Here is a 13,897-nt window from a genome sequence, read left to right on the forward strand (position 1 = left end):
TTAGACTCTTCTTCCTGGCGTCTTTTTTCCATACGGCTTAATGACTCCTGAACAGAGCCGGACCTGCTGCCATCTCCACGGCCTATCCAGCGGTTGATTGTCTGTACGGGATTCCATTCTCTAATTGCGGTAATCCATTTCATATTTTCATCTCCTGGTTGTCACGGAAATTAATTGTTTATATCATCCACGCTATCATATCTGATAATGGTTGAATGTGCAATCAGAGAAATAAAGGAGAGATATACATGAAAGTAATAGTGCACGGTGCCGGAGCAGTAGGGGCATATACAGGCGGGCGACTTCTTGAAGCCGGCCATGATGTAACGTTTTTTGTCAGGGAAGGGCGTCGTAAGCAGCTGGAAGATCACGGATTGACGTTACACAGTACCGCCGGCGATTTCAGCATACGTCATGTTAATACGGTGGTGTCTCCAGAAGAAGCTGAAGAGGCAGATTTAATTATATGGGCGGTGAAGGGATACCATATAGAAGAAGCTCTTCCGCAGCTCGCTGAACTGGCTGAAAAAACAGGTGCAGCCGTTCTGCCTTTACTCAACGGCATCTCTCATATTGATAAAATGAAGCAGGTTATTCCGGAAAACCGGATTATTGGCGGACTGGCGTTTATTATCGCAGCGTTGGATGAAAAAGGGCACGTCCATCACACGAGCGGTCAGCATGGATTAATTTACGGGGAACTGATGCCGGAACAAAAGTCAGTTGTAGATGAAGTAGAAACGCTATTTGAAACAGTCAACGCGGAGACGAAGAGAAGCAGGAACGTCTGGCATGACATGTGGAAAAAATATATGTTTATCACTGCTTTTTCAGGTATTACCACCGCTTCGGATTTGACGATAGGGCCCGTCGTCCGTTCAGAAGAGGCATGTAATACGATACTTTCCATGCTTATGGAAATGAAAGAAATTGCTAATATGGAGAACGGCGGCTTGACGACAGAAGAGGCAGAAGCAGCGCTGCAGCAGATGAAATCCCTTAATGCCGAAGCCACGTCTTCCATGCACAACGACCTTCTCCGCGGCGGAGAAATAGAAGTAGAACATCTGCAGGGAGAAGCATTAAAGCTCGCAGATACTCATCAGATAGCTTCACCTGTATTATATACGATGTACAGCCTGATAAAGCCAAAAGCCTTAAATAGGTAAAGCAGAGAAGGGAAGAGGATTCAAAGAATGTTACCTGAAAACAAGCAGTATATTGACGTAAGGTCTCCTAAAGAATTCGAAGAATATTCACTTCCGGGCGCAATCAATATTCCTATTTTTGACGATGAGGAAAGAGCGCTTGTAGGAACAGTCTACAAACAACAGGGCAAAGAAAAAGCAATGGATCTCGGCCTGGAAATACTATCACCGAAACTTCCTTCTATGTACCGCCTGATGCGTGACATCAGCGAAGGAGAACAGGAAGTGGAGGTTTACTGCTGGCGTGGAGGTATGCGCAGCGGCTCCTTCGTATCTTTTATGAATATGATGGGTATTTCATGTACCAGGCTGCCGGGCGGAATAAGATCTTTTAGAAAAGAGATGGAAAAGACTTTCCAAAATGAAAAAAAATAAGCGAAGAGATTATATTGTGCTTTCCGGCGGGACTGGTACCGGAAAAACAGAAATACTTGATCAGTTGGAAGAAGAAGGGTATCCGGTGATCTCACTGGAGCGTCTTGCCAATCACAGGGGATCTGCTTTTGGATCGATAGGACTGCAGAGAGAAGCCAGAAACAGTTCGAACTTCTTCTTTGGATACGAGTGAAGGAACTAGAAGATGCTCCTTTTTTTATTATTGAAGGAGAGAGCCGCCGGATCGGAAATATTCATCTTCCCGATTTTATTCAAAATGGAAAGTGGTATGGACACCGGATTGACGTTCAGCTGCCGATGAAAGAAAGGGAAAAAGTGCTTCTTCGTACGTACGATCCCAAGCTGTATCATAAGGAAATCAAATACGCTATTGAAAAAATAGAAAGCAAACTTACGGAAGAGTCAAAAGAAAGCATCCATGCCGCCATGCATGAGGAACGCTATGACAGAGTAGCTTCTCTTCTGCTGGAACATTACTATGATCCACGTTATGATCATGCATATGCTCAATATGAAAAAGAACCTATGCTTGTTAATGCTTCCGATATTGAAGAAGCAAAAAAGGAAGTAAGCCGATTTATAGAAAGCATTCATAAAGAAAAAGTATAAAAAATAGAAAGCTCTCTGCCAAAACGGCAGAGAGCTTTTTTCAGGTATTGGTTTATACAAAAAAACCTGAGACCATTAGATGGTCTCAGGGAGTTTAAATATATTAATCGATAACTGTTACTTCAAGGTTTTGACGGCCAAATGATACGGCGTCGCTACGATCAGCCATAAAGATATCAATTCTATTACCGTTGATTGCTCCACCGGTATCAGCAGCAGTAAATGTTCCCATGCCTTCTACTTCGACTGTTGAGCCTAGTGGAATAACATTAGGGTCTACAGCAATAACGTTCTGGTTAGGGTTGGCACGAAGGTCAACGCCTGTAGCTGTAGTACCTGAGCATCCTGTGCAGAAAGCAGTGTAAGCTGTAGCTTCAGCAGTGAATGAATCTCCAGATGCTTCAGAATCAGCGCTTGATTCTGAAGAAGAGGATTCCACTACCTCTTCGGAAGCTTCTTCTTCAGCTTCCTCGGCTTCAGCAGCTTCCTGTTCAGCGGCTTCTTCTTCAGCCTGAGCAGCTTCTTCCGCTTCTTGCTCTTCGGCTTCCTGTTCAGCCTGCTCGGCAGCAGCAGCTTCACGTTCAGCAGCCTCTTCTGCAGCGGCAGCCTCAGCAGCAGCTTCCTGTTCAGCATTTATTTCTTCCGCTTCTTCAGCCTCAGCAGCTTCCTGCTCAGCAGCTTCTTCACGTTCCTCAGCTTCCGCTTCTTCGGCAGCCTGTTCAGCGGCAGCCTCACGTTCAGCAGCCTCCTGTTCAGCAGCTTCCTGAGCTTCCGCTTCTTCTAAAGCGGCCTGACGCTCAGCGGCAGCCTGTTCTTCAGCTTCCTGTGCGCTGGTATCTTCAGAAGAAGTATCTTCAGAAGAAGTATCTTCAGAAGAAGTGTCTTCAGAAGAAGTGTCCTCAGAAGAAGTGTCTTCAGAAGAAGACTTCTCTTCTACAGGAGCTTTTTCTTTAGAATCAGTTGAAGCTTTAGGAGCAGCTTCATTTGATGAAGGAGCTTCTGTCATTACTGTGTGAAGAGCGCCAAACGTTTCAGGACCTGCAAGGCCATCAACGCTGATACCGCTCTTGCTTTGAAATTCTGTTACGGCTTTTTCTGTTTTATCTCCATAAATGCCGTCTACTTCAATATTATACAGACCAAGATCACTAAGGTCTTCTTGCAGACTCTCAACTGGCTGTCCTGTAGAACCGTGCTTTAAGACTTCAAGGGCACCAATTGTCTGCGGTCCGGCAACACCGTCAACTGCAAGGTCATGCTTTTCCTGATAAGCGGTTACAGCAGCTTTAGTGTCTTTACCGAACGTGCCGGATACTGCGCTTTTTTCCAGTGTTCCTTTATCATTTAGAAGCTCCTGCAGGCTCTCTACCTGTGAGCTTTCCTGGCCTTTTACTATAAGATCGTCTCCGAGTTCGCTTGCTTCTGAATTAACTGGACCTGCAAAGAAAATAAATCCTGCTGCTACGGCTGGTACGCCAAGCTTAGTCCATGATTTTAGTGATGGTTGAAATTTCAAAGTGTAAAACCTCCATTTAATAGTGAATCTCTTCTATTCTCTGTTCTCTCTCGACCTTTCACATCTTATCAGCCCGGTTTCTCCCCGCGCAACAGATAATCGTTGATTTAAACGAATTGAAATGTTTATGTAATGTGTGCAATTGAACCACAATATTTTAAAAACTATAATATTACTGAAGAAATACTCTGTAGTAACTGGTAGAATGGGAATAAAATAAAGCAGGAAAGCAAATACCCGGAAGCGGAAAAGGAAAGTGGTAATATGACAACAATAAAGGATATTGCAAGAATGGCTGATGTTTCAAGAACAACCGTTTCCAGAGTACTTAATGAATCTCCGGCAGTAAGTAAAGAAGCCAGGGAGCGGGTTCACAGAATAATAGAAGAAACAGGGTATATTCCAAGCGAACATGCGAAATCCCTGCGGACGAAAAAAACGAAAGTTATAGGCGTTATACTTCCAAGACTAAGCACGGAAACAACTACCAGAGTAGTTTCAGGCATAGATAGAGAGCTGGGAAAAAAGGGATTTCAAATTCTTCTGGCGAGTTCCGATTTGAATATCAATAAAGAAGTAGAGCATATTAAGCTGCTTGAAAGCAGAAGAGTGGACGGCATTATTCTTCTGGCGACGAATACCCTTGAACCGATAAAAACAGCAGTGTCTGAAGCAAAAGTACCGGTGATTGTCGTAGGCCAGGAATTCCCGGATGCAATTTGTCTGATGTACGATGACTTTCGGGCCTCGTATGATTTAACAAATCTCTTTATAAAAAAAGGCTACAGGAAAATTGGATTGATCAGCGTAGACGAAAAAGATGAAGCAGTTGGCTACTGGAGAAAAAAAGGATACATAAAAGCCCTTGAAGAAGCAGGGCTTCCGGTAGAAAAATCCTGGCAGGCAGAAGGAGCCTTTACAATTGAATCAGGCTACAGCGCAATGAAATCTATTTGGGAACAATCAGACATAAAGCCTGACAGTATCGTTAGTGCTACGGACAGGATGGCGATCGGCGCAGCCGATTATCTTAATGATGTTGGAATAGCCATACCTGATGATATTGGGATTGCAGGGTTTGGAGCGTCGGAGCTTTCCCAATATGCAAAGCCCGCACTTACTACAGTTGATTATTACAATGAGCAGGGAGGCATCGAAGCGGCCAGAATTCTACTGGAAGAAATGGAAAACTCTGCTGTTAAAAAGAATAAAAAAAATATATTAAAGTATGGACTTATAGAAAGAAATAGCTTATGATGAGAATGTAATCGATTCCAAAGAGGGGTCGACTATCATTTTGCTTCTTTTTGGAATCGATTCCAAAAGAGATAAAAGGGAAACAGGAGGGTGAAAAATGGCAGCTGATAACAAGGAAATTGTTAAAAAACTGGTCGAAGCAGTAGGGGGAAAAGAAAATATTGCTTCCGTATCTCATTGTGCAACACGGCTGAGGATAATGGTTCATGATAAGGACAAAATTGACCAGGACAGCGTAGAAAATATTGATAAAGTAAAAGGTGCTTTTTACAACTCGGGCCAGTATCAGGTTATTTTTGGAACCGGTACGGTAAATAAAATGTACGAAGAAGCTTCTAAGCTTGGTGTAGCAGAGAGCACGAGTTCTGAGCAGAAGCAGGAAGCAAAAAAACAAGGGAATATGTTTCAGCGGGCTATCCGGACCTTTGGTGATGTGTTTGTTCCAATCATTCCGGTTCTTGTAGCGACAGGACTTTTTATGGGATTAAGGGGACTTTTTCTGCAGGAAGCGGTACTCGGCTGGTTTGGGCTCACGCCTGAAGATGTACCGGCAAATTTGATAACGTTTACAGAAGTACTGACCGATACAGCGTTTGCCTTTCTTCCGGCTCTGATAGCATGGTCTGCCTTCAGGGTATTCGGAGGAAGTCCCATCCTGGGTATTGTTCTGGGTCTGATGCTTGTCAATCCTTCTCTTCCTAACGCATATGAAGTAGGGGAAGGTGTAGCGGATCCACTGACCTTTTTCGGTTTTATTCCGGTGATCGGCTATCAGGGTTCTGTTCTGCCGGCATTTATTGCTGGGTGGCTGGGAGCATTGTTTGAAAAGCAGCTTAGAAAAAGAGTTCCGGAAGCTCTGGATTTAATTGTCACTCCATTTTTAACGCTTCTTGTCATGATATTTCTATCACTTTTCTTCATTGGTCCGGTTATGCATGGTCTGGAAAATCTCGTGCTGTCCGGCACAGTAGCTTTATTGGAAGCACCATTTGGAATCAGCGGTCTGATTATTGGCTTTTTCCACCAGGTTCTCGTCATCACTGGAGTGCATCATGTATTTAACTTTTTGGAAATTCAGCTCCTGGAGCAGTTTGGTTCCAACCCGTTTAACGCCATCATTACATGCGGCATTGCAGCGCAGGGCGGGGCAGCTCTGGCAGTAGGTCTGAAAACAAAGTCGAAAAAGCTGAAGGCACTGGCTCTGCCATCTTCGTTTTCCGCATTTCTTGGAATTACGGAGCCGGCTATATTCGGTGTCAATCTTCGTTACGTTAAACCTTTTCTAATGGGACTTATCGGCGGGGGTGTGGGAGGATTCATTGCCTCACTTTTTCAGCTGGAAGCAACAGGTATGGCTATTACGGCAGGTCCGGGAATTCTGCTCTACTTGAATGAACAAATTATTTTATATATTGTTGTTAACCTTCTTGCAGCGGCAGTCGCATTCGCGTTAACGTGGCTGTTTGGCTACAGCGATAAAATGAAAGAGGATTTAGAAAAAGCTTCATAATTCAGGGGAAAACACCGGCCGGAAGCGGCTGGTGTTTTTTATTGTCTAAATTCTTGTCCTGTGGCAGACTAAAGAAGCACTGCATCGGGGAGAGGACGTTTTTGATGAAATCTTTAATTAAGGAAAACCGCTACATAATTTATACCCTTATGCTCGGAATTTATCTTGTGAATATATTTCTAGACAACAATATACTGCTTTATACAGCAGGTATTATAGCGGTACCTGTTTTTGTTATTTCCTTCGTGGCCGCTTCCAGGCTTTTTAAAATTCTGGGTACTTTCTTTATCGGAGTGGGTATGATCCTTTTTATCGTAAGCGGAGAAAGTGCTTCCCAAATTCCTATTTTCTTAACATCAAACATGCAGCTGCTTGCTTTTTTAGCTGTACTGCCATGGATGAACAGTGTCGTTCATGCAGGAAGATTCGATAGGAAGATCAGCCAGCTCTTAAGAGCGAATGTTGATGACTTAGGAAAGTTGTACGCCAGAAGTTCAATCACTTCCTATCTGCTTGTATGTTTTATTAATCTTTCTGCACTTCCATTTTCTCAGCAGGTGCTGCAGGATAATCTGTCAGCCGTGTCGAAAAAGCTAAGAGAGTCATTTGTCAGCCGTACAACGCTGCGGGCCTTTGCTATCGCTCTTGCCTGGAGCCCGATGGAGATCATGGTAGCTATTACCATTGACGCTACAGGTGTAGGGTATGTGGCATACCTTCCCTGGCTTCTCCTCTGTTCTCTGCTCGTTCTTGCTATTGAAATGCTGTGGGGACGACTTGAATTCAAAAAGCATCCGTACACTCCAGCCAATCAGCAGATAAAGGAAGAATCAATCAACTGGAAGACGTTACTATTTAAAATCATTGAATTGTTTGCTGCTTTGTCTGTATTTCTTACAGCTGTTTTGCTTATCGGCAATTGGACAGGACTTAATTTCATATTAACCGTTACCCTTGTGCTGATTCCGTTTTCTTTCTGCTGGGCCTTAGTTATCAGACGCTGGCGCACGTTTCGTATAGTGGGCTGGTCGATGTGGAAACAGAGGACGACGAATATGCAGAATTTTGTTGTTTTGTTTTTAGCTTTGGGACTCTTCTCGAGCAGTCTGAATGAAACGCCGGTGCTTACAGTTATGCAGACCCCTTTTGAAGCAGCAGCAGGCTTTCCGCTTGCGATTCTCCTTTTGATTCAATTTACGTATTTAGGGCTCTCGATGGTAGGAGTGCACCCTATTGCAACGATAGGGATTTTAATGGAAATTCTGCCGCCTCTTTATGAAACGATGAATCCGTTAAGCATTGGCCTGGTTTTAATTACAGGCGGACTGGCAACTGCCACAGTAGGAACATTTGGTATTACTGTTACGATGACCGCGCAGAATACGATGCAGAATCCGTATAAGATAACATACCGAAATATGCCGTTTGCGCTGCTTTATGGAGGAATGGGAACGCTGATAGCATACTTATTGCTTTAATTTAGTTTAGAAAGGAACTCTGCCCATGACCAGCACATATCAAATCGCCATTGATCTGGGAGGTACGAGTCTGCGTACCGCTCTTATTGAAAATAAACAAACGATCAAACAGATTAAAACGATCCCCACACCAGCTACGGCTGAAGAAGGAATAAAAAAAATCACGGAAATGATAGATTCTTTTGGGAATCATCAGGCTGAAACAATTGGATGCGGGGCACCCGGACCGCTCGATCCATGGAACGGTGTAATTCTTGATCCGCCTAACTTACCGGGCTGGCATGATTTTGCGTTTAAAAAAGAACTGGAGGCCGCATCCGGACTGCCCGTTACGCTCGACAACGATGCCAACGCCGCTGCTGTAGCAGAACATCAGCTTGGAGCAGGAAAACATGCCTCGAGCATGATTTACATTACAATAAGCACCGGAATCGGTGCCGGCATTATTATTGGGAATTCGCTTCTGACCGGTGCCCTCGGTGCAGCCGGCGAGGTAGGACTAATGAGAATAGGAAATGGAGAATCTCCATCTCCCAGAAATAAGACCTGGGAGCAGATAGCTTCCGGAACAGCGCTGAAAGAAAAAGCGGTAGAGCTTTACGGCGGGAGTAGTCATGCGGGTGAACTGTTTGAAGCATACCGGGAAAATCAAACAGAGGCAGTTCGGGTTCTCGATCCGATAATTGAATATCAGGCTGCGGGAATTGCCAATATTTATTTGACTATAAATCCGGAGCTGATTGTGCTTGGCGGAGGAGTCATTCAGCATAACCCTTTCCTCGTCCAGGTGCTGGAACAAAGAATCAACGAGTATGTATATAAAAGTTTAAAAGGAAAATGCCTGACAGTACAGGCAGAGTTCGAAGGAAATGCAGGTGTGATTGGAGCCGGACTTCTTTCTTCCACTGTGCGGCTGGGATGAGTCCAGGTATTCCGCGGAAGCGGGATGCTTTCTTCTTTGCCTGACCGGTACCGGAAGAAAGGGGAGAAGCAATGAAAAAAAACCGCTGGTATGCTTTATCAATAATTTCTTTATCTGTTTTCTTCTCATTGAGTTTATGGTTCAGCGCTTCAGTAATTGCAGATGATTTACGGGAGCGGTGGGCTCTGACTCCGTTAATGGAGGGCTGGCTTTCAGCAGCTGTGCCTGTTGGTTTTGTCGCAGGAGCCTTTCTGAGTGCTGTACTTGGTCTGGCTGACCGTTTTAATACAAGAAAACTATTTGCTCTGGCTGCGCTGGCAGGGGGCATATTGAACATGCTGATTTTGTTTGCAGATACTATTGCGATTGGTCTGCTTTTAAGAATACTTACGGGTGCGGCGCTGGCTGGGGTTTATCCTCCGGCGGTTAAATTAATTTCATTGTGGTTTCCTAAACAGCGGGGAGCAGCCATTGGTATTTTAATTGCCGCTTTGACCCTGGGAACCTCCCTTCCGCACGCCTTGTTTTTATTTACGTCCGGCGCGGAGGCAGGTATTGTACTGATCCTCAGTTCCCTTCTGGCGTTCACAGCCGCCGTTTTGATGTATGGTGCTCTCGGGGAAGCTCCTGTGAAACCGAATCCTTCTATTTTTTCTATCGGGCTTTTGTCGAAAGTAATAAAAAACCGGCCGGTAATGCTTGCAAACTACGGCTATTTTGGCCACATGTGGGAGCTGTACGGCATGTGGACATGGCTGCCTGCTTTTTTGGCGGCGAGCTTTGCCCAGTCTGCCGTCCCGGAAGAATGGAGTACGGCAGCTGCTTTTACTGCAATTGGAGCCGCCGGTGCGATTGGGTGTATAGCAGGCGGATTGCTTGCAGACCGAATTGGAAGGTCGCTGCTGACTATTGCCGCTATGGGGATAAGTGCTGCCTGCGCGCTGAGCATTGGCTGGACATTCGGTTCCGCTCTCTGGCTGACTATCCTCCTGGCGGTTATTTGGGGAGCTTCTGTAATAGCTGATTCTGCCCAATTTTCGGCAGCTGTATCAGATTTTGCAGAGCCGGAGTATACGGGAACGGCTTTAACTTTTCAAATGTGCATCGGATTTCTAATATCGGTTATTTCTATCAATTTAATTCCTGTTTTTCAGATGTGGATGGGATGGGAGTGGGTATTCGCTATACTGAGTATAGGGCCGGTTCTGGGAATGGCTGCTATGTGGAAAGTAAGAGCGTATGAAAAAAAATCCGCTTCTTCAACGCCTGTAAATTAATAATTGACAATAACCTATTTTCGGCATATTATTATTTAACAATCTATACTTACCATTTCAAAGGGGAGTAGCTTACAGTTATGTCGTCATTACGTGGTGCTTATGCTCCGCCGGCCTGACTGGCAACCATTGCGTTGTTTGCGAGACCTTTGCCTGCTGTTCAGGTGAAGCCCTTTCCTTTGAAGATAAGAGCCTTTACCTGATCACGGGTAAAGGCTCTTTTTTGTTTTTTTCGGCCTCAGCTTTAGGTTTGGAACAAATGAAAGAAAGGATGGAACAGTGTATGGCAAAGCAGGATTACCAGGAAGGCAAAGAAGCGCTCTACATGATCGGAGGAAGTATTCTTTTCATTATCATCGTGTTTACTGTTCTTCATTTTGTATTTGGAATTCCTGTTTTTTCATCTTAAATAAGGAGCTGTCATTAATGGAAGCATGGATCACAAATGTCGTGGAAGAGTTTGGATACTGGGGAATCTTCCTGCTTATTGCTGTGGAAAATATATTCCCTCCAATCCCTTCTGAAATTATTCTCACCTTTGGTGGATTTATGACGACTGTCACCGGACTGGGAGTCACGGGAGTTATTTTAGCTTCAACTGCCGGCTCACTTGCCGGCGCTGTCTGCCTTTATGGCATTGGACGTCTGCTCGATGTAGAACGGCTGGAAAAACTAATTGGAAAATATGGAAAATACATTAGAGTAACCAGCGAAGATATACACCGGGCGGACAAATGGTTTGATAAATATGGAGTTTGGACAGTTTTTTTATGCCGGATGGTTCCGCTGCTGAGAAGCTTGATATCTATTCCTGCCGGCATGTCTAATATGAATATTTTTACGTTCTTATTATTTACCACCGCCGGCACATTAATCTGGAACACGGTGCTGGTTTCCATAGGAGCAGGAATGGGATCTTCGTGGCATACCATTGTTGATTTTATGGATGTTTATTCTTACATCGTATATATTATGGCAGCGATCGCCGCAGGGTGGTTTTTACTAATGCTTTCCCAAAAAAATAAAAGAAATAAAAAAGCCTGAAGCCACTGACAGTAAGCGATTACAGCTGATAGAGAGGACGTTTATAATCTATAAATGGTGGTATGAATAAAGAGCGTGCGAAATCGACAGAAAAGAGGTTTTTATAAAATGAATAGACTGGAAAATTATACAGCCGTTATTACAGGAGCAGCTACGGGTATTGGTCGTGCTACAGCAAAAGTATTCGCAGAAGAAGGAGCGGAAGTGCTTTGCGCAGATAAAAATGAAGAACAGGTAAAAGAGCTTGCAGAAGAAATTCAGCAGGCCGGAGGAAGAGCGCAGGCTTACGTGCTCGATGTGTCCAAAGAATCGGAAGTAACCGGCTTTGCTGAAAAAATAAAAGAACAGTATACAACGATCGATGTATTATTTAACAACGCAGGCATTGACCAGGAAGGCGGAAAGCTTCATGAATATCCAGTGGAGCTGTTTGACGATATTATCAGCGTTGACCTGCGCGGCACGTTTTTAATGAGTAAGTACCTTATTCCGCTCATGCTTGAAAAGGGAGGATCGATCATAAACAACTCTTCCATGTCCGGTTCTGCAGCTGATCTGGACCGCTCGGGCTATAATGCGGCCAAAGGCGGCGTGACCAACCTGACAAAAGCGATAGCGATTGATTACGGACGTCAGGGCATTAGGGCGAACGCCATCGCACCCGGTACAATTGAGACACCGCTGGTATCAGGACTGGCAGGAACAGAGAATGATGAAAGCGGTAAGGCTTTCCGTGACGCTCAAAAATGGGTTACTCCTATGGGCCGGCTTGGGGATCCAAGAGAAATGGCGACCATTGCTTTATTTTTAGCTTCAAAAGACAGCTCATTTGTAACAGGAGAAACGATTACAGGGGATGGAGGGCTGACAGCTTATACATGGCCCGGAAAAATGCTCTTTGAAAAAGGCTGGAAAGAAACGACAGAATAAAAACGAGCCCGTGCTGATCTAATCAGCACGGGCTTATTTTTTACAATATCCAATGGTTCTTTCCGGGAAGGGGGAGGGAAGGCTTCATCGAGCAGGGTCAAGTCTTCAGACGTCAGCTCGATGCCTGCGGCCTGAGCATTTTGCAGAACATGTTCTTCTCTGCCTGCTTTAGGGATACTCAGAACATCGCCGGAACGGATACTCCATGCCAATAGAAGCTGCATCGGTGTTATCTGATGCGAATCGGCCACTTTCTGTACGGATGGATTGGTTAAAAGCTGGCTGCGCAGATTTCCGCCCTGGGCGAGCGGACAATATGCCATAGCGGGAACAGCACGCTTTCTCATGTAGGGCAGAAGGCTGTGTTCAATACCGCGGGAGCCGAGATGGTACAATACCTGGTTTACAGCACATGACTGGCCGCCGGTGACATCGTTAAGCTCCTGCATATCGGCGGTGTCGAAATTGGAGACTCCCCATCGTTTAATCAAACCCTGTGCTTTCATTTTTTCCATTTCTTCTACGGTTTCCTGCAGAGGCACGCCTCCCCGCCAGTGAAGCAGGTAAAGATCCAGATAATCGGTCTGGAGCCTGGAAAGGCTGTTTTCCAAAGATGCCTGAAGGTTTTTTCTGCCGGCATTGGAAGGGAGAACCTTGGATACGAGAAAAGCTTCATTCCGGAAATGTTTCAATGCTTTAGCTGTCACTGTTTCAGCCCGGCCGTTTCCATACATTTCTGCGGTATCTACTACGCGGAGCCCGAGCTTTAAGCCGAGCTGCAGCGCCTGTATTTCATCTGCCTCGCGGGCAGGGTCATCTCCCATATGCCACGTACCCTGGCCAAGGCTGGGAAGCGTCGTTCCATCAGGAAGAGAAACCGTGCGGTTTTGGACCTGGGTTTGAATTGCTTTGATTTGGTTATCTGTTATCTGCATAGAATTTATCAGTCCTTTTATCGTTGGAATTACATAAGAGATTGAGCGCCGTCGAGATAAATTTCAGAACCGGAAATGTGAGAAGAATTTTCTGAAGCTAAAAACACGACCAGATCAGCAGCTTTTTCTGCTTTAGCAGGCTGGTTTAACAAAGTATCAGCGGACTCGTCCATTTCAACTTTAACTGGAAGTTCAATTTTCTCCACGCCTTCTGTATAAGTACGGTCAAAAATGTTTGTTTCCACGTACCCTGGACACATGATATTTACACGTATTTTATAGCCGGCAAGCTCCAGGGCTGCCATCTTGCCAAAAGCCATCTGCCCTGCTTTGGAAGAGGAATAGGCTGTCATCCCCATGTTGGAAAACGTGCGGTTTCCATTCACCGAGCTGGTAATAATAATGCTGCCTCCCTGTTCCTTCATATGAGGAATGGCATACTTAACGGATAAAAATGTACTGCGCAGATTGGTTTCGATCGTTTTATCCCATTTATGGGGCTCCATGTCTTCAATAGGGGCAACTGTACCGTTCATACCGGCATTGGCAAGCACGATGTCAATCCGGCCCCATTCTTTGGCAGTGGCTGAAAAGCTTTCCTGCATTTGTTCCGGATCGGAAACATCTGTTTCAAAACAGAGGGCGGATGCGCCTTCTTTTTCAATTAACCGCTTTGTTTCTGATGTATCCTGAAGGTCAATCAAAGCGACATTGGCTCCTTCCTTTGCAAGCTTGATGGCAGATGCCTGCCCAATACCTGAAGCTGCTCCTGTTACAACAGCAATCTTATTTGACACTAGTCCCATTTGTCTTCT

The 13,897-nt window shown here is 45.0% G+C and carries 13 protein-coding genes and 1 pseudogene; 11 read left to right on the forward strand and 3 right to left on the reverse strand.

Annotated elements, in window-relative coordinates:
* Positions 1-248 precede the first annotated feature (248 nt).
* The 3 genes and pseudogenes from MMY81_RS18455 (at position 249) to MMY81_RS18470 (ending at position 2,213) form a co-directional block, all read left to right on the forward strand.
* A complete protein-coding gene (locus MMY81_RS18455; RefSeq protein WP_252314021.1) occupies positions 249-1,169 on the forward strand; it encodes a ketopantoate reductase family protein in 921 nt (306 codons plus the stop codon).
* A gap of 27 nt (positions 1,170-1,196) precedes the next feature.
* Positions 1,197-1,583, forward strand: a complete 387-nt coding sequence (locus MMY81_RS18460) for a rhodanese-like domain-containing protein (protein ID WP_252314022.1) — start codon at positions 1,197-1,199, stop codon at positions 1,581-1,583.
* Positions 1,570-2,213, forward strand: a pseudogene (locus tag MMY81_RS18470) (hypothetical protein). The gene MMY81_RS18460 and the pseudogene MMY81_RS18470 overlap by 14 nt, the downstream one beginning before the upstream one ends.
* Positions 2,214-2,316: 103 nt before the next feature.
* On the opposite strand, the gene MMY81_RS18475 reads toward MMY81_RS18470, so the two are convergent.
* On the reverse strand, positions 2,317-3,729 hold the full coding sequence (locus tag MMY81_RS18475) for a peptidoglycan-binding protein (protein WP_252314025.1): 1,413 nt from the start codon (positions 3,727-3,729) through the stop codon (positions 2,317-2,319).
* Between the two features lie 264 nt (positions 3,730-3,993).
* Here MMY81_RS18475 and MMY81_RS18480 point away from each other — a divergent pair, with 264 nt between their 5' ends.
* The 8 genes from MMY81_RS18480 (at position 3,994) to MMY81_RS18510 (ending at position 12,147) form a co-directional block, all read left to right on the forward strand.
* On the forward strand, positions 3,994-4,986 hold the full coding sequence (locus MMY81_RS18480; RefSeq protein WP_252314026.1) for a LacI family DNA-binding transcriptional regulator: 993 nt from the start codon (positions 3,994-3,996) through the stop codon (positions 4,984-4,986).
* Positions 4,987-5,083: 97 nt separating this feature from the next.
* Positions 5,084-6,496 carry a sucrose-specific PTS transporter subunit IIBC gene (locus tag MMY81_RS18485; RefSeq protein WP_252314027.1) on the forward strand — a complete coding sequence of 471 codons (1,413 nt, stop codon included), beginning with the start codon at positions 5,084-5,086 and terminating at the stop codon, positions 6,494-6,496.
* A 104-nt stretch (positions 6,497-6,600) separates the two neighbouring features.
* Positions 6,601-7,974 (forward strand): hypothetical protein, encoded by a 1,374-nt coding sequence (locus tag MMY81_RS18490; protein WP_252314106.1) that lies wholly within the window; start codon positions 6,601-6,603, stop codon positions 7,972-7,974.
* 25 nt (positions 7,975-7,999) lie between these two features.
* Positions 8,000-8,896 carry an ROK family protein gene (locus MMY81_RS18495; RefSeq protein WP_252314028.1) on the forward strand — a complete coding sequence of 299 codons (897 nt, stop codon included), beginning with the start codon at positions 8,000-8,002 and terminating at the stop codon, positions 8,894-8,896.
* Between the two features lie 71 nt (positions 8,897-8,967).
* Positions 8,968-10,173: an MFS transporter gene (locus MMY81_RS18500; protein ID WP_252314029.1), complete on the forward strand. Its 1,206-nt coding sequence runs from the start codon at positions 8,968-8,970 to the stop codon at positions 10,171-10,173.
* Positions 10,174-10,456: 283 nt separating this feature from the next.
* The gene (locus tag MMY81_RS33425; RefSeq protein ID WP_256497959.1) at positions 10,457-10,582 is read left to right on the forward strand and encodes a hypothetical protein; all 126 of its coding nucleotides are present in this window, start codon (positions 10,457-10,459) and stop codon (positions 10,580-10,582) included.
* 17 nt (positions 10,583-10,599) lie between these two features.
* Positions 10,600-11,217, forward strand: coding sequence for a DedA family protein (locus MMY81_RS18505; protein ID WP_252314030.1), 618 nt, complete (start codon positions 10,600-10,602; stop codon positions 11,215-11,217).
* Positions 11,218-11,325: 108 nt separating this feature from the next.
* Positions 11,326-12,147: an SDR family oxidoreductase gene (locus MMY81_RS18510; RefSeq protein WP_252314031.1), complete on the forward strand. Its 822-nt coding sequence runs from the start codon at positions 11,326-11,328 to the stop codon at positions 12,145-12,147.
* Here the strand turns inward: MMY81_RS18510 and MMY81_RS18515 are convergent.
* Together MMY81_RS18515 and MMY81_RS18520 are read right to left on the reverse strand one after the other, a co-directional pair.
* Positions 12,090-13,082 carry an aldo/keto reductase gene (locus tag MMY81_RS18515; RefSeq protein ID WP_252314032.1) on the reverse strand — a complete coding sequence of 331 codons (993 nt, stop codon included), beginning with the start codon at positions 13,080-13,082 and terminating at the stop codon, positions 12,090-12,092. The genes MMY81_RS18510 and MMY81_RS18515 overlap by 58 nt on opposite strands.
* A gap of 29 nt (positions 13,083-13,111) precedes the next feature.
* Positions 13,112-13,888, reverse strand: coding sequence for an SDR family oxidoreductase (locus MMY81_RS18520; protein ID WP_252314033.1), 777 nt, complete (start codon positions 13,886-13,888; stop codon positions 13,112-13,114).
* Positions 13,889-13,897 lie beyond the last annotated feature (9 nt).

Source organism: Sinobaca sp. H24, assembly GCF_023845525.1.

What these genes read in the sequence shown, in the direction of transcription:
- MMY81_RS18455 (WP_252314021.1), top strand. Translation starts at nt 249, where the DNA reads ATGAAAGTAATAGTGCACGGTGCCGGAGCAGTAGGGGCATATACAGGC.
- MMY81_RS18460 (WP_252314022.1), top strand. Translation starts at nt 1,197, where the DNA reads ATGTTACCTGAAAACAAGCAGTATATTGACGTAAGGTCTCCTAAAGAA.
- MMY81_RS18480 (WP_252314026.1), top strand. Translation starts at nt 3,994, where the DNA reads ATGACAACAATAAAGGATATTGCAAGAATGGCTGATGTTTCAAGAACA.
- MMY81_RS18485 (WP_252314027.1), top strand. Translation starts at nt 5,084, where the DNA reads ATGGCAGCTGATAACAAGGAAATTGTTAAAAAACTGGTCGAAGCAGTA.
- MMY81_RS18490 (WP_252314106.1), top strand. Translation starts at nt 6,601, where the DNA reads ATGAAATCTTTAATTAAGGAAAACCGCTACATAATTTATACCCTTATG.
- MMY81_RS18495 (WP_252314028.1), top strand. Translation starts at nt 8,000, where the DNA reads ATGACCAGCACATATCAAATCGCCATTGATCTGGGAGGTACGAGTCTG.
- MMY81_RS18500 (WP_252314029.1), top strand. Translation starts at nt 8,968, where the DNA reads ATGAAAAAAAACCGCTGGTATGCTTTATCAATAATTTCTTTATCTGTT.
- MMY81_RS33425 (WP_256497959.1), top strand. Translation starts at nt 10,457, where the DNA reads ATGGCAAAGCAGGATTACCAGGAAGGCAAAGAAGCGCTCTACATGATC.
- MMY81_RS18505 (WP_252314030.1), top strand. Translation starts at nt 10,600, where the DNA reads ATGGAAGCATGGATCACAAATGTCGTGGAAGAGTTTGGATACTGGGGA.
- MMY81_RS18510 (WP_252314031.1), top strand. Translation starts at nt 11,326, where the DNA reads ATGAATAGACTGGAAAATTATACAGCCGTTATTACAGGAGCAGCTACG.
- MMY81_RS18515 (WP_252314032.1), bottom strand. Translation starts at nt 13,082, where the DNA reads ATGCAGATAACAGATAACCAAATCAAAGCAATTCAAACCCAGGTCCAA.
- MMY81_RS18520 (WP_252314033.1), bottom strand. Translation starts at nt 13,888, where the DNA reads ATGGGACTAGTGTCAAATAAGATTGCTGTTGTAACAGGAGCAGCTTCA.